Here is a 16,350-nt window from a genome sequence, read left to right as displayed (position 1 = left end):
TCGAGCCATGAGTCTCACCGCCTCCCGGGACAGTGCCGTCCCGGGCAGCCGCGGCACCCCGCCGCCCCGCAGCCCCGACCAGCGCAGAAGGGCGCTGGGTCTGGACCGGGGCGCCTGGTTCCTGCTGCTCCCCGCGCTGATCCCGATCCTGATACTCAGCGTCGGGCCCCTCCTGTACGGCCTCTCGCTCGCGTTCACCGACTCGCAGGCGGGCCGCACGCAGCCCACCCGGTTCGTGGGCCTGGACAACCTGCTGGACCTGCGCCACGACAGTCTCTTCTGGGAGTCGTTCCGCATCGGCCTGACCTGGGCGGTGTGCGTCACCGCGCTCCAGTTCGTGCTGGCCCTCGGCCTGGCGCTCCTGCTCAATCAGAACCTGCGGTTCCGCTGGCTGGCGCGGACCCTGGCACTGGTCCCCTGGGCGATGCCGGAGGTCGTGGTCGGCATCATGTGGCGGCTCGTCTACCACTCGGACGCGGGCATCCTGAACAAGACACTCACGCAACTGGGCCTGATCCACGAGAACGTCGACTGGCTCTCGAACCTCTCCTACGCGCTGCCCGCGGTGATCGTCGTAGGCGTCTGGGCGGGCATGCCGCAGACCACCGTCGTCCTCCTGGCCGGCCTGCAGAACGTGCCGCACGAACTGCGCGAGGCCGCACAACTGGACGGCGCGGGGCTCTGGCGCCGCTTCACGGCGGTCACCTGGCCGGCGCTGAAACCGGTCGTCCTCGCGGTCACGGCGCTGAACTTCATCTGGAACTTCAATTCCTTCGGCCTGGTGTACGTCCTCACGCAGGGCGGCCCGGGCGGCCAGACCCGGCTGCCGATGCTGTTCGCGTACGAAGAGGCCTTCAAGTACGGGCAGTTCGGATACGCCGCCGCGATGGGCCTGGTCATGATCGCGGTGATCGCGGTCCTGCTCACCCTGTTCCTGCGCAAGCGGCTCAAGGAGGACGCGGCATGAGTGCGACAACGTTCCCCAAGGTCCGCGCACGGCGGGCGGCAGGCCGGACGGCCCAGTACCTCACCCTGCTCTGCTACCTGGTCTTCCTGGCGTTCCCCCTCCTGTGGCTGCTGTCGACCTCGTTCAAATCCCCACAAGAACTCGGCTCGATCGACCCGACCTGGCTCCCCCAGCACCCGAGCCTGGACAACTACAGAGCGGCGTTCGACGCACAGCCACTCCTCCACTCAGCCCTCAACAGCTTGATCGTCGCGGTGAGCGCCTCCGTCATCTCGGTGGCGATCGCGGTCCCGGCGGCGTACGTGATGGTCCGCTACAGGTCGCGGGTCAGCCAGGCGGGCACGGCGTGGATCCTGGTCAGCCAGATGTTCCCGTTCGTCCTGGTGATCATCCCGCTGTTCCTGGTCCTGAAGAACCTGCACATGATCGACAGCGTCCCCGGCCTGATCATCGTGTACGTCGTCTGGAACCTGCCCTTCTCGCTCTGGATGCTCCAGGGCTACGTGAAGTCGGTGCCGCGCTCCCTGGAGGAGGCGGCGGCGATGGACGGAGCGGGCCGCCTGCGCACGCTGACCAGCGTGGTCCTCCCCCTGCTGGCCCCCGGTCTGGTGGCGACGCTGATGTTCAGCTTCGTGACGGCCTGGAACGAGTTCTTCTTCGCCCTCGTGCTGCTCAAGTCCCCGGAGAACCAGACGATGTCGGTCATCCTCACCCGCTTCCTCGGCGCCGAGGGCGTCGCGGACCTGGGCCCGCTGGCGGCGGCCTCGGTCCTCGCGACCATCCCCAGCCTGGTCTTCTTCGCGCTGCTCCAGCGCCGGCTGGTGGGCGGCATGCTCAGCGGGGCGGTGAAGGGCTGATGCGCGCACGGAACCTCACGGCGGCCGCGGCCACGGCGCTCACCCTCTGCCTCCTGGCCGGCTGCGGCGGGAACGGGGACACGGCCGACGGCAAGGTCACCCTCGAATTCCTGAGCCTCGCCTGGCAGAAGGAGTCGGTGGACGCCAACAAGGCGCTCGTAGCCCACTGGAACGAGACGCACGCCCGCATCAAAATCAAGTACGTACAGGGCAGTTGGGACAACATCCACGACCAGCTTCTCACCTCCTTCGAGGGCGGCGAGGCGCCGGACATCTTCCACGACGACGCCTCGGACCTCACGGACTTCGCGAACGGCGGTTACCTCGCCGACCTGACGAAGTACCTGCCGGCGTCCCTGCGCGAGGACATCCCCCAGGCGTCCTGGGCGACGACCACCTACGGCCACAGGACGTACGGCGTGCCGTTCCTCCAGGAACCCCGCGTCCTGATCGCGAACACCAAGCTGCTGAAGCGGTCCGGCGTCCGCATTCCCACCGCGCAACACCCGTGGAGCTGGGCGGAGTTCGAGTCGGTGGCGAAGAAGCTCACCACGCGCGGGCCGAGGGCCACCTACGGCGTCGCGTGGTCGATGAAGGAACCGGTCAGCCAGTCGGTCAACCTCGCCCTCTCCACCGACGGCAAGATCTTCTACAAGGACAAGGACGGCAAGAACGAGATCCGCTACGACAGCGCGGACTCGGCCGTCGCACGGCTCATCAACAGGCAGGTCAACAAGGACCGCACGGCGCCCAAGTCGGGCCTGGGCATGTCGGGTTCGGACACGCTGCCCGGCTTCTTCGCGGGCCGTTACGCGATGCTGCCGCTCAACTTCTCCTACCGTCAGCAGGTGCGGCAGCAGGCGCCGGAGAACTTCGACTGGTCGGTGCTGCCGATGCCGTCAGGGGCGGGCGGCATGGCACAGGGAACGGCCCCTCAGACCCTGTCGGTCTCCGAGGACAGCGAGCACAAACAGGCGGCGGCCGACTTCGTCGCGCACCTCACACAGGCCGAGCACCAGGTGCAACTGGCGCGTGGCGACTGGCTGTTGCCCACGAGCACCAAGGCGCTCAAGGATCCGTCGCTGACGACCGAAAAGAACGGCTGGAGGACCGGCGCCGACATAGCGGCGGCGCTGCGCCCGTCCCCGGTGCTCGGGGTGCGTGGCTACGCGGAGTGGAAGGACAAGATCGCCACCCCGGCGTACCAGGAGTACTACAACGGCGCGTTCGGCGCCGACGAACTGCGCAAGCGTCTGGCGGGCGACGGCAACCGCATCCTCGACCGCTACCAGCGCTGACCCCAGCACGGCCCAGCACGACCCCAGAAAAGAGCACGAACACACCATGAGCGTCAGCGTCGACCCGGATCATCCCGCGGACGGCACCGCGGCCCCCCGCAGACTGCGCACGGTTCCGCACCCCCCGCCGCCCGGCACGATCTCCCTGCGGGACCGGGCCCGCGGCGCGCTCCTCGGCCTCGCCGTCGGCGACGCGCTGGGCGCGCCCGCGGAGAACATGAAGCCGTCCCAGATCCGCGAACGCTGGGGCCGCATCGAGGGATTCGTCGCCGACAATCCGGCCGGGACGGACGACACCGAGTACGCGATCTTCTCCGGTCTGCTCCTCGCCGAGCACGGCGCGGAACTCACCATCGCCGATGTCGAGGCGGCCTGGCACACCTGGATCGCGGATCAGGACGAGGGCCCGTTCAAGGGTGCGGGGTTCAGCGAACGCGGCACCCTGGAGAACCTGCGCAGGGGCCTGGCCGCCCCGATCTCGGCGCAGCACCGGCACGCCTGGAGCGACGGCCTCGCGATGCGGGCGGCGCCTTTCGGCGTCTACGCGGCGGGCCGCCCGGCCGAAGCGGCGCGGCTGGTCGCGATCGACGGCACGGTGTCGCACGACGGCGAGGGCATCCACGGCGGCCGGGCGGTGGCGGCCGGTGTGGCGGCGGCCATGGTCAGCCACAACCCGGACGCGGTCGTGCAGGCGGCGCTCTCGGTGGTCCCGGACGACTCCTGGACGGCTCGCTCCCTGCACCGCGCGGTACAGGCGGCGCGCCGGGCCCGCCGTGCCCCGGACGGCACGCAGCTCTCGATGGAACGGGCGGTACGCAAGGCCGTCGTCATCGGCGGCTACCCGTGGACGGACCTGGCGCCCGAGGCGGTGGGCCTGGCGTTCGGGGCGTTCGCGGTGGCCCGCGGCGACTTCCGCGAGTCCGTGCTCACGGCCGTGAACATGGGCCGCGACGCGGACACGACGGCGGCGGTGGCGGGGGCGCTGGCCGGCGCGCTGCGCGGCGAGACCTCGATCCCGGCGCCCTGGTCGTCGGCGATCGGCCCGGTCCGCGGCAGCTGCCTGCCGTCCATGGCGGGCCGCCATGTGTTGGACGTGGCGACGCGCCTGAGCCCGCCCCCGCCGGACCACGAGGGGGCGGCGGCGTGAGCACCCCCGCAGCGCGGGAGGACCTCCTCGCACGAACCCCCACCACCGGCCTGCACCGAGCCCCCTGGCACACGCCCCCGACGCTGAACAGCCGCCCCGGACGGCAGATCGCCCAAGCCGACGAACCCCGCATCGGAAAGGACCACCGACGGGCACTCGCAAGACGACGTGAGGGGCGGCGTCGGGGTGCCCCCGCAGGACTCCGCAGGAACCCAGCACAGGACGACCCGCCTATGGCGTACAGCAGGCGCGGCAACCGATCCGGCCGAGGAGGCACCCCGGCGCCGCCCCGCCCCACACCACGACAGGCGGCGCACCAGCCCCGCCCACAGAGAGGCCACCCCATGACAACCACCCCGGCGGACATGACGTCCCGCATCGAGGGCCTCCTGCTGGGTATCGCCGCGGGAGACGCGGCCGGCTGGCCGTCGGGACGACACCGCGCGGCCCGCCTCCCCGACTGGACCCGCCGCCTCACCCGGGAACTGGACACGTTCGCGGAGCAGAACGCCACGACGACCCTCCCCGTCCCGATCGCCCTGAACCAGCCCTCGGAACCGTTGCGCCTGGGCCCGTCCGACGACGCCGAATGGGCCGCGTTCACCGCGACCGCCGTCCTCGACGCGTACGCGGAGGGCCTGGGCGACCTCCCCCCGGACCACCGCGTCCGCTCCGCGCTCTCCCTGGCCTGGAACACCCTCGCGGACGAGATCGCCGCGGCAGCGGCCCGCGCCGACGAGATCGAGTCGGCGGAGATCCCGCTCCGCGCCCGTATCTCCGTCCGCGCGGGCCTCGGCAACCTCGCCGCGGGACTCCGCCCGCCGGCGACGGGCCACGACAACCCGCACTACTTCGACGACGCGGCCTGCGTACGCGCCGCGGTCCTGGCGACGGTCCACCCGGGGGAGCCCGAACGCGCCGCGGATCTGGCCGAGTTCGACGCGCGGTACACGCAGGACGGCGACGGCGTGCACGGAGCCAGGGCGATGGCGGCGGCCGTGGCAGCGGCGCTGGGCGGCGCGTCGGTGGACGCCTGTGTGGACGCGGCGCTCGCCCAGCTTCCGGAGGGCACCGAGATCCACCGCAACGCGCACCGGGCGGTGGAACTGGGCCGGACCGCGGCGGCGGCGCGCCCGGGCCTGCCCGGCAACGCGTTCGCTCTCGTCCCGGTACTGGAGCACGAGATCGTCGACCACGTGTACAGCTACGGTATCGCGGCCGCGGAGACGGTCCCCGTGGCGCTGGCGGTGGCGACGGCGGCCGCGGGCGCGGTCGCGGAGGCGGTACCGACCACTGCCTGTCTGTCGCGGGTGGCGGACTCGGCTCCCGCGCTGGCGGGCGCGCTGACGGGCGCGATCGGCGGCGCGGAGGCGCTTCCACAGACGTGGCGGGACGCCTGCCGCACGCTGGCGGGCTGCGCGCTGCCGCACTTGGCGGGCACGGACCTCACCGACCTGGCGGCCCGCTTGGCGGCAACGCACACCCCCACCCCCACCCCCTCCCCGGAAGGAACTTCGGTATGAGCACCGCCCCCACCCCCCCGTCCCTGGAGGACCGCACCACCGGCGCCCTGGTGGGCGCCGCCGTGGGCGACGCGCTCGGCGGCCCGGTCGAGGGCTGGACCCCGGAGGCGATCGCGGAGCGGCACGGCGGCCGGGTGCGCGGCATCGTGGAGCCGTTCTACAAGGACGACTGGCGGACGGCCCGCCCGATCGCGCCGTACCACAAGGGCGACGGCCACGTCACGGACGACACGTTGATGACGCACGCGCTGGTCCGCGTGTACGAGAAGGTCCGTGACCACCTGGACGCGTACGCCGTGGCGGACCACCTGGTCCCGGACCTGATCACGACGCCCCGCTGGATCCCGGAGCTGGAGGCGGAGGCGCTGCCGCTCCAGCGCATCTTCCTGGCGGAGAAGTGGATCGTGGCGCGGATCCACTACGGGCACGTGGACCCGCGGGAGGCAGGCGTCGGCAACATCGTGAACTGCGGTGCGGCGATGTACATGGCGCCGGTGGGGGCGGTGAACGCGGGCAACCCGCTCAAGGCGTACGAGGAGGCGCTGGACGTGGCGGGTGCGCACCAGAGCTCGTACGGCAGGGAGGCGGCGGGCGTGTTCGCGGCGGCGGTGGCGGCGGCGTACAAGCCGGACGCGACGCCGGTGACGGTGGTCGAGGACGCGCTCGCCCTGGCCAAGGACGGTACGAGGTCGGCGATCGAGGCGGTCTGCGAAGTGGCGTCCCGCTACGACGACTTCGAGGAGGCCCTCGCCCCGCTGCGGGAGGCGGTCACCCCCTTCGACACGGTGGGCCCGGAGTACCGCAAGCCGTCGCTCGGCGCGCGTCGCCCTTCCCGCCTGCACGCGATCGAGGAACTCCCCGTCGCGCTCGGTATGTTGCTGGTCGGGGCCGGCGACTTCCGGCACACGGTGCTGGGGTCGGTCAACTACGGCCGGGACTGCGATTCGATCGCCACGATGAGCGGCGCGATCGTGGGCGCCCTGTACGGGGAGGGCGCGGTGCCCAAGGAGTGGAGCGCCGAGATCGCGCAGGCCAGCAAATTGGACCTGCACGCCCCGGCGGCGGCCCTGGCCCGCGTCACCCGTGAGGTGCACGCGCGGGATCTGGAGCGCCGCCGGGCCCACGAGTCCGCGTTCGCGGCGATCGCGGGACGGTGAGGACCGCGATGCTGCGTCTGACCTGGGTACAGCCCGAGGACCTGCTCGGCCACGAACTGCGTCAGGCGGCGCAGGACGGCCGCGACGCGGCGGCGATCGAGCGGCGCTGGGTCGCGGCGGGCGGCCACCTGGCACCGGAGCGGGCGGGCGCGTCGCCCGCTCCCGGCGACCCCGCGCTCCGGCATCTCGCGGCGCTGCTCCTGGACGACCTGGCGGCGCTGCCGTCGCCCCTGGCCGCGCAGGAGCCCACCGGCCTCGCGGCGATCAGGGCGATCTGCCCGTCCTGGCCCCGCACCCCCGAGCGACCGGCCCAGGGCCCCGCCGCGTACGACGCCCTGCACGCGGCCTGGCTCGGCCGGGCCGTGGGCTGTCTGCTCGGCAAGCCGGTGGAGAAGCTGCCCCTGGAGGGCATCCGGGCCGTCGCCCGGTCCACCGGCAACTGGCCGCTGCACACCTGGTTCACGGAGACCGGCCTGGCTCCGGAGATCGCCGCCGCGTACCCGTGGAACCGGCGCAGCTCACCGACCTCGCTCGCCGAGAACATCGACGGCATGCCCGAGGACGACGACCTCAACTACCCGCTCATCGGGCTGTTGTTGCTCCAGCGCCACGGCTCCGGCTTCACCACCGAGGACGTGGCGAGGCTCTGGCTGGACGAGCTGCCGGCGGGCCGCACGTTCACCGCCGAGCGCGTCGCCTACCGCAACCTCCTCGACGGCGTCGAGCCGCCCGCCACCGCCACCCACCACAACCCGTTCCGCGAGTGGATCGGCGCGCAGATCCGCGCCGACGTCTTCGGCTGGACCAACCCGGGCGACCCGGCGCGCGCCGCCGAGCAGGCGCACCGGGACGCGGTGCTCACCCACACCGCCAACGGGGTGTACGGGGAGATGTTCACGGCCGCCGCCATCGCGGCGGCGGCCTCCGGCACGGCGGACGTGCACGAGGCGCTACGCGTCGGCCTCACGGTCGTGCCGCCGGGCTCGCGGTACGCGAAAGCGATCCGGCTCGGTATCGAACTGGCCTACACGCACGGGGACTTCGACCAGGTGGTGGACGAGCTGCACCGCGCCTACGCCGACCACCACTGGGTGCACGTGCTGCCCAACGCGGCCCTGCTGGCCGCCGCCCTCACCCACGCCGACGGCGACTTCTCCGGCGCGATCTGCCGCGCGGTGTCCGGGGGTTGGGACACGGACTCCAACGGCGCGACGGCCGGTTCCCTCGCGGGTCTGCTCGCGAGGGAGCCCGGCGCGCTCGGCGAGAACTGGACGGCGCCGCTCGCCAACCGGCTCACCACCACGGTCGCCGGCTTCGACGGCATCGGCTTCGACGAACTGGCCAGGCTCACATCGGAGGCCCGCACATGACCCACCCCCGCCCCGCCGAAGGCCCCCTGACGGGTCTGCGCGTACTCGACCTGGCCACGCTCTTCGCGGGCCCGCTCTGCGCCACGATGCTCGGCGACTTCGGTGCCGAGGTCATCAAGGTCGAGCACCCCCGCAGGCCGGACCCGTCCCGCGGCCACGGCCCGTCGAAGGACGGTGTCGGCCTGTGGTGGAAGCACCTGGGCCGCAACAAGAAGAACCTCACCCTCGACCTCTCCTCCCCCGGCGGCCGGGACGTCCTCCTCAGGCTGGCCGCCGCATCGGACGTCGTCGTCGAGAACTTCCGCCCCGGCACCCTGGAGAAGTGGCGACTCGGCTGGGACGAGCTGAGCGCCGCCAACCCGCGCCTCGTGCTGGCCCGCGTCACCGGCTTCGGCCAGTTCGGCCCGTACGCGCGCCGCCCCGGGTTCGGCACGCTCGCGGAGGCGATGAGCGGGTTCGCCGCGATCACCGGCCAGCCGGACGGCCCGCCGACGCTGCCCCCGTTCGGGCTCGCCGACTCCGTCGCCGCGCTCGCCACCTCGTACGCGGTGATGGCGGCGCTGCGCGGACGGGACACGACGGGCCGCGGTCAGGTCGTCGACATGGCGATCATCGAGCCGATGCTGGCGATCCTCGGTCCGCAGGCGACCTGGTACGACCAGCTCGGCTACGTCCAGCCGCGCACCGGCAACCGGTCCACGAACAACGCGCCCCGCAACACGTACCGCACGAGCGACGACAAGTGGGTCGCGGTGTCGACCTCCGCCCAGTCGATCGCGGAGCGGGTGATGCGGCTGGTCGGCAGCCCCGGGTTCATCGAGGAGGAGTGGTTCGCGTCGGGCGCGGGGCGGGCCGGGCACGCGGACGAGCTCGACGCGGCGGTGGGCGGCTGGATCGCGGCCCACACCCGCGACGAGGTGATGGCGGCGTTCGAGGCGGCGGAGGCGGCCATCGCCCCGGTCTACGACATCCGCGACGTGCTGCGCGACGAGCAGTACCGGGCCCTCGGCTCCATCACCGAACTCCCCGACCCGGAGCTCGGCACGGTCAAGATGCAGAACGTCCTCTTCCGCCTCTCCGAGACGCCGGGCGCCGTCAGGTGGGCGGGCCGCCCGCACGGCGCCGACACCGACGAACTCCTCGGCGGCCTCGGCCTGTCGCGCGCGGACATCGCGGCACTGCGGGAGGCTGGTGCGGTATGAGCGACCTCAACGGTGCGTACCTGACCTGGCTCTACGTTCCCGGGGACCGGCCGGGCGTCGTGGCGAAGGCGCTCGGCTCGGGCGCCGACGTGGTCCTGGTCGACCTGGAGGACGCGGTCGCCCCCGACCGCAAGGCGTACGCCCTCGACGCGACGGCGGAGCTGCTCACCGACCGGCACGAGGTGCCGGTGCACGTCCGTGTGAACGCGCTGGACGGGCCCCTCGCCGAGCGGGAGGTACGCCGCCTCGCCCCGCTGCCCGGCCTGGAAGCGCTGCGCCTGCCGAAGGTGCACACCGCCGCGGACCTGGCCCGCGTCTCGGACCGGGCGGTGCGGGTCCCGCCGCTGTACGCCCTCCTGGAGTCGGCGCTCGGCATCGAGCACGCCTACGAGATCGCCTCCCACCCGTCGGTGCACGGCATCGCTCTGGGCGAGGCCGACCTGCGCGCCGAGCTCGGCGTCACCGACGCGCGGGGCCTCGCGTGGGTGCGGGGCCGCGCCGTGGTGGCGGCCCGGGCGGCCCAGCTGCCGCCGCCTCCTCAGTCGGTCTTCCCGGACGTCCGCGACGCGGAGGGGCTGGCCCGGTCCTGTGCCGAGGGCCGCGCGCTCGGCTTCTTCGGCCGGACGGCGATCCACCCGCGGCAGCTCCCGGTGATCGAGGAGGCGTTCCGTCCGACGGAGGCGGAGGTGGCGGCGGCCCAGGACATCGTCCGGGCGGCGGTCACGGACGCGGGTGCGCTCGCGCTGCCGGACGGGCGTTTCGTGGACGCGGCGGTGGTGGCGGGGGCGCGGCGGGTACTCGCGCTGGCGGACCGCCCGGCCCGGGCCTCCGCCTGACCCCCCGCACACGCCGAAGGGCGCCGGACCTCGCGGTTCGGCGCCCTCGTCGGCGTACGGCCGTCGGCCCTCAGGTCTTCTTGGCCGCGGCGTCGTCCTTGGCTGCGGCGTCGTCCTCGACCGTGTCCTTCTCCTCGGCCGTGGTCTTCGCGTCGGCCGGTTCTTCGGCCGCTTCGGGCTTGCCGGGTGTCGCGTCGGCCTCTGCGGGGGTGTCCGCTCCGGGCTCCACGACCTCCTCGCGACCGGGCCGCTTCTTCGCCGACAGCACCAGGTAGATCACGGCGAGCACGAAGACGAAGAGCGCCGTCCAGTTGTTCAGGCGCAGACCGAAGATGTGGTGCGCGTCGTCCACCCGCATGTACTCGATCCAGAACCGGCCCACGCAGTACGACGCGACGTACAGCGCGAACGCCCGCCCGTGGCCCAGCTTGAACTTGCGGTCGGCCCAGATGACGAGCAGAGCGACACCGATGCACCACAACGACTCGTACAGGAACGTCGGGTGGTACGTGCCGGGTACCCGCCCGTCCGTGTCCGAGGTGATCTTCAGGGCCCACGGCACGGTGGTGTCCCGGCCGTACAGCTCCTGGTTGAACCAGTTGCCCCAGCGGCCGATGGCCTGCGCGAGGGCGATGCCGGGCGCGAGGGCGTCGGCCCACGCCGGGAGCGGGATGCCACGGCGGCGGCAGCCGATCCAGGCGCCGACCGCGCCGAGCGCGATGGCGCCCCAGATGCCGAGGCCGCCCTCCCAGATCTTGAAGGCGTCCACCCAGTCACGGCCCTCGCTGAAGTACAGCTCGTAGTCCGTGATCACGTGGTAGAGACGGCCGCCGACCAGGCCGAACGGCACCGCCCACACCGCGATGTCGGCGACCGTGCCGGCCCGTCCGCCGCGGGCGATCCAGCGCCGGTTTCCGAGCCAGACGGCCACGAAGACACCGATGATGATGCAGAACGCGTAGCCGCGCAGCGGGATGGGCCCGAGGTGGACCACGCCCTGCGACGGACTGGGGATATAGGCAAGTTCCATGGCAGGGTCGACGCTACCGTGCCGGGCCGCGGACTCGTCCGGCAGCCCGGCTACGGCTCCATAACAAGCGTGACAGGTGTCTACTGGCCGCTCTTGTCGGCCTCCTGCACCTGCTGCTTCAGCTTGGCCGGGGTCATGGTCCGGTCGTTCATGATGCTCTTGCCGTTCAGCAGCACCGTGGGGGTGCCGCTGTGGCCCGCGTCCTGGAACGCCTTGTACGACTTGGTGATCCAGCCGTTGTGCTTGCCGTCGTCCACACAGGACGTGAAGGTGTCACCGACGAGCCCGTCGACCTTCCCCGCCAGGTCGATCAGCTTGCCGTTGTCCGCGAAGGCGTCGTCGGTCTCCTTCGGCTGGTTCTCGTACAGCACGTCGTGGTACTCGGGGAACTTGCCCGCGTCCTGCGCGCACGCCGCCGCGTTGCCCGCGTGGAGGGAGCCGCTGCCTCCCATGTTCGAGTCGATGAGCGTGACCGTGTGGTACTCGACCTTCAGCTGTCCCGCGTCGGTCAGCTCATGGATCGTCGAACGGTAGGCGTCCTCGAAGGACTTGCAGGCGGGGCAGCGGAAGTCCTCCCACACCGTGAGCGTCGACCTGGCGCTGTCCTTGCCCACCGGGACCGCCAGCCCGTCCTTGCCGGCGGCGCCCTTGGGCGCGGCCGCGGACCCGGACGTGTCCCCGGAGCTGTCGTCACCGGAGTTGGCGGCGACCACCCCGATCACGGCGGCCAGGCCGAGCACGCAGACGACGGCCGCGGCCACGATCAACGTCCGGCGTCGCTTCTCAGCGGTTCTCTGCTTCTCGCGCTCCTCGGCCAGTCGGTCCCGGGCCGCGCGCTTTCCCTCACGGTTCTTCTCGCTCACACCTGCGCCAACGAACCGGGGAGGCACGAGCGTGCCTCCCCGACCCACTTCCACCCATACGGGTGATATGGCTGAGACTCCCCCGCTACGCGTTGCCCCGTACGCCCTCGGCGAGCTCCGCCGCGAGTGCCCGGACCGCCGTCAGGCCCGCGGCCTCGTCCTCGGCGTCCAGCATCCGCTTCACGAACGCCGAGCCGACGATCACGCCGTCGGCGAAGGAGGCGACCTCCTTGGCCTGGCGGGCGTCGGAGACGCCCAGGCCGACGCAGACCGGCAGCTCGGTGGTGGCCTTGGTGCGGCGCACGAGGTCCTGGGCCTGGTTGCCGACGGACTCGCGGGTGCCGGTGACGCCCATCAGCGAAGCGGCGTAGACGAAGCCGGAACCGGCCGCCGTGATGGTGGCGAGCCGCTCGTCCTTGCTGCTGGGCGCGACGACGAAGACCGTCGCGAGGCCCTGCTTCTCGGCGTGCTCGCGCCAGGTCGCCGACTCCTGCACGGGCAGGTCGGGCAGGATGCAGCCGGCGCCGCCCGCCTCGGCGAGCTCGGCGGTGAACCGCTCGATGCCGTAGCGGTCGATGGGGTTCCAGTACGTCATGACGAGGACCGGCTTGCCGGTGGCCGCGTAGGTCTCGCGGACCGTGCGCATGACGTCCTTGATCTTGAGTCCGCCGCGCAGCGCGATGTCGTCGGCGGTCTGGATGACCGGCCCGTCGAGCACCGGGTCGGAGTGGGGCAGCCCCACCTCGACCACGTCGGCGCCGCCGTCGAAGACCGCCTTGACGGCCTCGATGCCGCCGTCGACCGTGGGGAACCCGGCGGGCAGGTAGGCGATGAGTGCGGCGCGGCCCTCGGTCCTGGCCGCCGCCAGGGTGTCGGACAGCAGTCGGATGTTCCCGCTCACTTGGCGTCCCCCTCGATCTCTGCGGTGGCGGCGGCGTCGGCCGCGACTTCGGCGTCGGCGCCCTCGTCGTACAGACCGAAGTAGCGGGCGGCGGTGTCCATGTCCTTGTCGCCCCGACCCGACAGGTTGACGACGATCAGGCCGTCCTTGCCGAGCTCCTCGCCGACCTCCAGGGCGCCGGCGAGGGCGTGCGCGGACTCGATGGCCGGAATGATGCCCTCGGTGCGCGACAGCAGACGCAGTGCCTGCATCGCCGCGTCGTCGGTGACGGCGCGGTACTCGCCGCGCCCGCTGTCCTTGAGGTAGGCGTGCTCGGGGCCGATGCCCGGGTAGTCGAGGCCGGCCGAGATCGAGTACGGCTCGGTGATCTGGCCCTCCTCGTCCTGGAGGACGTAGGAGCGGGAGCCGTGCAGGATGCCGGGCTCGCCCGCGCTGAGGGTCGCCGCGTGCTCGCCCGTCTCGATGCCGTGGCCCGCGGGCTCGCAGCCGACGAGGCGGACGCCGGCGTCCGGGATGAAGGCGTGGAAGAGGCCGATGGCGTTGGAGCCGCCGCCGACGCAGGCGATGGCGGCGTCGGGCAGCCGGCCCGCGCGCTCCAGGATCTGGCCCCGGGCCTCCACGCCGATGACGCGGTGGAAGTCGCGGACCATCGCCGGGAAGGGGTGCGGTCCTGCGACCGTGCCGAAGAGGTAGTGCGTGCGGTCGACGTTGGCGACCCAGTCGCGGAACGCCTCGTTGATCGCGTCCTTGAGGGTGCGGCTGCCGGACTTCACGGCGATGACCTCGGCGCCGAGCATCCGCATGCGGGCCACGTTCAGGGCCTGGCGCCGGGTGTCGATCTCGCCCATGTAGATGGTGCATTCGAGGCCGAACAGCGCGCAGGCGGTGGCGGTGGCGACGCCGTGCTGGCCGGCGCCGGTCTCGGCGATGACCCGGGTCTTGCCCATGCGCCGGGTGAGCAGGGCCTGGCCGAGTACGTTGTTGATCTTGTGGGAGCCGGTGTGGTTCAGGTCCTCGCGCTTGAGGAAGACCCGGGCCCCGCCGGCGTGCTCGGCGAACCGGGGCACCTCGGTGAGGCTGCTGGGGCGGCCGGTGTAGTTGACCAGGAGGTCGTCGAGCTCGCGGGCGAACTCCGGGTCGTTCTTGGCCTTGTCGTACTCGACGGCGACCTCGTCCACGGCGGCGACGAGCGCCTCCGGGATGAACTTGCCGCCGAACGCGCCGAAGTAGCCTTCGGCGCTGGGGACCAGACCCTCGGGGTCCGGGATGAAGTACTCGCTGGGCATAGCGGGCTTGCCTCACTGGTCTATGGCGTGATGAGTGGACGTGGGTACGCCTTCGCGCCGTAGATGGTGCGGTGGTCCGGCGGCCGACAGCCGTCGACGGCTGGGCGCGCGGTTCCCCGCGCCCCTTGCGGGGCTCATCTCAAGCGGCGCTGAAGTGCGCCGCCTGCCATCGCATGCCGTTGACCTGGCCCGGCTCGTCACCGATCACGTACCGCACGCGCCGGCCGTGCACGCGCCGCGCGGGCGCCCGGCAGCCGCGCGGGCGGCAGCCGGGGGCGAGGCGGGCGGCGATGGGCACGGTGCGGGTCAGCCCCGTCCGTGGCGCAGGGCCGGGTGGGCGCCCGCGGCGACCAGGTCGGAGACGGCGGAGCGCGGGTCGCGGCCGGTCACCAGGGACTCGCCCACGAGGACGGCGTCCGCGCCGGCGTTGGCGTACGCGATCAGGTCGTGCGGGCCGCGCACGCCGGACTCGGCGACCTTGACGATGTGGTCCGGGATGTCCGGGGCGACGCGCTCGAAGGTGCCGCGGTCGACCGTGAGGTCCTTGAGGTTGCGGGTGTTGATGCCGATGATCTTCGCGCCCGCGTCGACGGCCCGCTCCACCTCGTCCTCGTCGTGCGCCTCGACGAGCGGCGTGAGACCGATGGACTCGGCGCGCTCGATGAGGGACTCCAGGGCGGGCTGGTCGAGCGCGGCCACGATCAGCAGGGCGAGGTCGGCGCCGTACGCGCGGGCCTCCCACAGCTGGTAGGAGGTGACGATGAAGTCCTTGCGCAGGACCGGGATGTCGACCTTGGCGCGGACCGCTTCGAGGTCGGCGAGGGAGCCGCCGAAGCGCCGCTGTTCGGTGAGGACGGAGATGACGGCCGCGCCGCCCGCCTCGTAGTCCGCGGCGAGCGCGGCCGGGTCGGCGATCGCGGCCAGGGCGCCCTTGGAGGGGCTGGACCGCTTGACCTCGCAGATGACCTTGACGCCGTCGCCGCGCAAAGCGGCGACCCCGTCCTTGGCGGCGGGAGCCTTCGCCGCGCGCTCCTTGAGCTCGTCGAGGCTCACGCGCGCCTGCCGTTCCGCGAGGTCGGCACGGACACCGTCGATGATCTCGTCGAGCACACTCACGCGAGCGGACTTCCTTTCTTGCAATTCGGTCCTCTGGGCAACCGACTGGTCACTGAGATGGTATCCGCAGGAGGGCGAAGGCTCCGCATCCGGTGGATCGCGGTCCCACTACCTGGACAAATGTCGTTGATCAAGGGCGTAGGAAGCCACTGAAGGGCAGGTTCCGGACAACGGTGAAGGCGAGCACCACGGTGCCGAGCGCCCAGAGGTGTACGCGGCCCAGGCCGAGCCCGAACGGCCGCCCGCGGGCCGACCGCACCGCCCACACCGTCCACACCACCGCGAACAGGGCGTAGCCGGCCACGGCCAGGGCGTTGGCGCCGAGGGCGCCGCTCAGATCGCCGTGCACGAGCGCGTGGGCGCTGCGCAGGCCGCCGCAGCCGGGGCAGTAGGCGCCGGTGGCGCGCAGGAGCGGGCAGACGGGGTAGTGGCCCGGCTCGTTCGGGTCGACGGCGCCGACGTAGGCGAAGGCCGCGACGACGCCGCCGAGGACGCCGAGCGGGGTGGCGGTCCGGCGCAGCAGGGTGGCGGTCCGGCGTAGTGAAGCGGCACGGTCGGCGTGGTCGGGGTCGTCGGTGCGATCGAGGTGGTCGGTGCGGGTCGGCTCGACGGTCACCCGTGGATTCTCCCGCGGTACCCCGCGCTCCGCTCCCCGGGCGCGCGAACGGGGCGGGGGGGGGGGGGGGGGGCCCCCCCCCCCCCCCCCCCGACCCGAGGTGTCCAGGCCCCCAGACGGGGGTGTTGCCCGGGGTGTTGGGTGGGAGAAACAAACCGGGGCGGTTGGGGTTGTCGAGAAA

16 protein-coding genes are annotated in these 16,350 nt (G+C 72.5%); 9 read left to right on the top strand and 7 right to left on the bottom strand.

Annotated elements, in window-relative coordinates; genetic code table 11:
• Positions 1-7: 7 nt before the first annotated feature.
• The 9 genes from ACZ45E_RS33670 (at position 8) to ACZ45E_RS33630 (ending at position 10,357) form a co-directional block, all read left to right on the top strand.
• On the top strand, positions 8-967 hold the full coding sequence (locus ACZ45E_RS33670) for a carbohydrate ABC transporter permease (protein ID WP_468228345.1): 960 nt from the start codon (positions 8-10) through the stop codon (positions 965-967).
• Entirely contained in the window at positions 964-1,824 is an 861-nt protein-coding gene (locus ACZ45E_RS33665; protein WP_468228343.1) for a carbohydrate ABC transporter permease, read from the top strand. Before ACZ45E_RS33670 ends, ACZ45E_RS33665 begins: the two co-directional genes overlap by 4 nt.
• Positions 1,824-3,122 carry an ABC transporter substrate-binding protein gene (locus tag ACZ45E_RS33660; RefSeq protein WP_468228341.1) on the top strand — a complete coding sequence of 433 codons (1,299 nt, stop codon included), beginning with the start codon at positions 1,824-1,826 and terminating at the stop codon, positions 3,120-3,122. Before ACZ45E_RS33665 ends, ACZ45E_RS33660 begins: the two co-directional genes overlap by 1 nt.
• A gap of 46 nt (positions 3,123-3,168) precedes the next feature.
• Complete coding sequence (locus ACZ45E_RS33655; protein WP_468228338.1) at positions 3,169-4,269, top strand: ADP-ribosylglycohydrolase family protein; 1,101 nt, start codon at positions 3,169-3,171, stop codon at positions 4,267-4,269.
• 233 nt (positions 4,270-4,502) lie between these two features.
• A complete protein-coding gene (locus tag ACZ45E_RS33650) occupies positions 4,503-5,792 on the top strand; it encodes an ADP-ribosylglycohydrolase family protein (RefSeq protein ID WP_468228335.1) in 1,290 nt (429 codons plus the stop codon).
• Positions 5,789-6,949 carry an ADP-ribosylglycohydrolase family protein gene (locus ACZ45E_RS33645; protein ID WP_468228332.1) on the top strand — a complete coding sequence of 387 codons (1,161 nt, stop codon included), beginning with the start codon at positions 5,789-5,791 and terminating at the stop codon, positions 6,947-6,949. Before ACZ45E_RS33650 ends, ACZ45E_RS33645 begins: the two co-directional genes overlap by 4 nt.
• An 8-nt stretch (positions 6,950-6,957) precedes the next feature.
• Entirely contained in the window at positions 6,958-8,319 is a 1,362-nt protein-coding gene (locus ACZ45E_RS33640; protein ID WP_468228329.1) for an ADP-ribosylglycohydrolase family protein, read from the top strand.
• Positions 8,316-9,521 carry a CaiB/BaiF CoA transferase family protein gene (locus ACZ45E_RS33635; RefSeq protein ID WP_468228327.1) on the top strand — a complete coding sequence of 402 codons (1,206 nt, stop codon included), beginning with the start codon at positions 8,316-8,318 and terminating at the stop codon, positions 9,519-9,521. Before ACZ45E_RS33640 ends, ACZ45E_RS33635 begins: the two co-directional genes overlap by 4 nt.
• Complete coding sequence (locus tag ACZ45E_RS33630; RefSeq protein ID WP_468228324.1) at positions 9,518-10,357, top strand: HpcH/HpaI aldolase/citrate lyase family protein; 840 nt, start codon at positions 9,518-9,520, stop codon at positions 10,355-10,357. Before ACZ45E_RS33635 ends, ACZ45E_RS33630 begins: the two co-directional genes overlap by 4 nt.
• 70 nt (positions 10,358-10,427) lie before the next feature.
• Here ACZ45E_RS33630 and lgt read toward each other — a convergent pair whose 3' ends face one another.
• From lgt to ACZ45E_RS33595, 7 genes are all read right to left on the bottom strand, one after another.
• A complete protein-coding gene (gene lgt, locus ACZ45E_RS33625; RefSeq protein WP_468228322.1) occupies positions 10,428-11,387 on the bottom strand; it encodes a prolipoprotein diacylglyceryl transferase in 960 nt (319 codons plus the stop codon).
• An 80-nt stretch (positions 11,388-11,467) separates the two neighbouring features.
• A complete protein-coding gene (locus tag ACZ45E_RS33620) occupies positions 11,468-12,250 on the bottom strand; it encodes a DsbA family protein (RefSeq protein WP_468228319.1) in 783 nt (260 codons plus the stop codon).
• Between the two features lie 85 nt (positions 12,251-12,335).
• Positions 12,336-13,151 (bottom strand): tryptophan synthase subunit alpha, encoded by an 816-nt coding sequence (gene trpA / locus ACZ45E_RS33615; RefSeq protein WP_468228316.1) that lies wholly within the window; start codon positions 13,149-13,151, stop codon positions 12,336-12,338.
• Positions 13,148-14,437: a tryptophan synthase subunit beta gene (gene trpB / locus ACZ45E_RS33610; RefSeq protein WP_468228313.1), complete on the bottom strand. Its 1,290-nt coding sequence runs from the start codon at positions 14,435-14,437 to the stop codon at positions 13,148-13,150. The genes trpA and trpB overlap by 4 nt, the downstream gene beginning before the upstream one ends.
• Positions 14,438-14,576: 139 nt before the next feature.
• Positions 14,577-14,735: a tryptophan biosynthesis modulator TrpM gene (trpM, locus tag ACZ45E_RS33605; protein ID WP_468228310.1), complete on the bottom strand. Its 159-nt coding sequence runs from the start codon at positions 14,733-14,735 to the stop codon at positions 14,577-14,579.
• An 8-nt stretch (positions 14,736-14,743) separates the two neighbouring features.
• Positions 14,744-15,553, bottom strand: a complete 810-nt coding sequence (trpC, locus tag ACZ45E_RS33600; RefSeq protein WP_363193973.1) for an indole-3-glycerol phosphate synthase TrpC — start codon at positions 15,551-15,553, stop codon at positions 14,744-14,746.
• A gap of 130 nt (positions 15,554-15,683) precedes the next feature.
• Positions 15,684-16,076, bottom strand: a complete 393-nt coding sequence (locus tag ACZ45E_RS33595; protein WP_468228556.1) for a DUF2752 domain-containing protein — start codon at positions 16,074-16,076, stop codon at positions 15,684-15,686.
• Positions 16,077-16,350 lie beyond the last annotated feature (274 nt).

Source organism: Streptomyces sp. NPDC030991, assembly GCF_055571235.1.
This window is presented reverse-complemented; position numbering and strand designations above follow the sequence as displayed.

Coding starts and splice junctions, on each gene's coding strand:
- lgt (WP_468228322.1), bottom strand. CDS start 11,387: ATGGAACTTGCCTATATCCCCAGTCCGTCGCAGGGCGTGGTCCACCTC.
- ACZ45E_RS33670 (WP_468228345.1), top strand. CDS start 8: ATGAGTCTCACCGCCTCCCGGGACAGTGCCGTCCCGGGCAGCCGCGGC.
- ACZ45E_RS33645 (WP_468228332.1), top strand. CDS start 5,789: ATGAGCACCGCCCCCACCCCCCCGTCCCTGGAGGACCGCACCACCGGC.
- ACZ45E_RS33660 (WP_468228341.1), top strand. CDS start 1,824: ATGCGCGCACGGAACCTCACGGCGGCCGCGGCCACGGCGCTCACCCTC.
- ACZ45E_RS33650 (WP_468228335.1), top strand. CDS start 4,503: ATGGCGTACAGCAGGCGCGGCAACCGATCCGGCCGAGGAGGCACCCCG.
- ACZ45E_RS33635 (WP_468228327.1), top strand. CDS start 8,316: ATGACCCACCCCCGCCCCGCCGAAGGCCCCCTGACGGGTCTGCGCGTA.
- trpB (WP_468228313.1), bottom strand. CDS start 14,437: ATGCCCAGCGAGTACTTCATCCCGGACCCCGAGGGTCTGGTCCCCAGC.
- ACZ45E_RS33640 (WP_468228329.1), top strand. CDS start 6,958: ATGCTGCGTCTGACCTGGGTACAGCCCGAGGACCTGCTCGGCCACGAA.
- ACZ45E_RS33655 (WP_468228338.1), top strand. CDS start 3,169: ATGAGCGTCAGCGTCGACCCGGATCATCCCGCGGACGGCACCGCGGCC.
- ACZ45E_RS33665 (WP_468228343.1), top strand. CDS start 964: ATGAGTGCGACAACGTTCCCCAAGGTCCGCGCACGGCGGGCGGCAGGC.
- ACZ45E_RS33630 (WP_468228324.1), top strand. CDS start 9,518: ATGAGCGACCTCAACGGTGCGTACCTGACCTGGCTCTACGTTCCCGGG.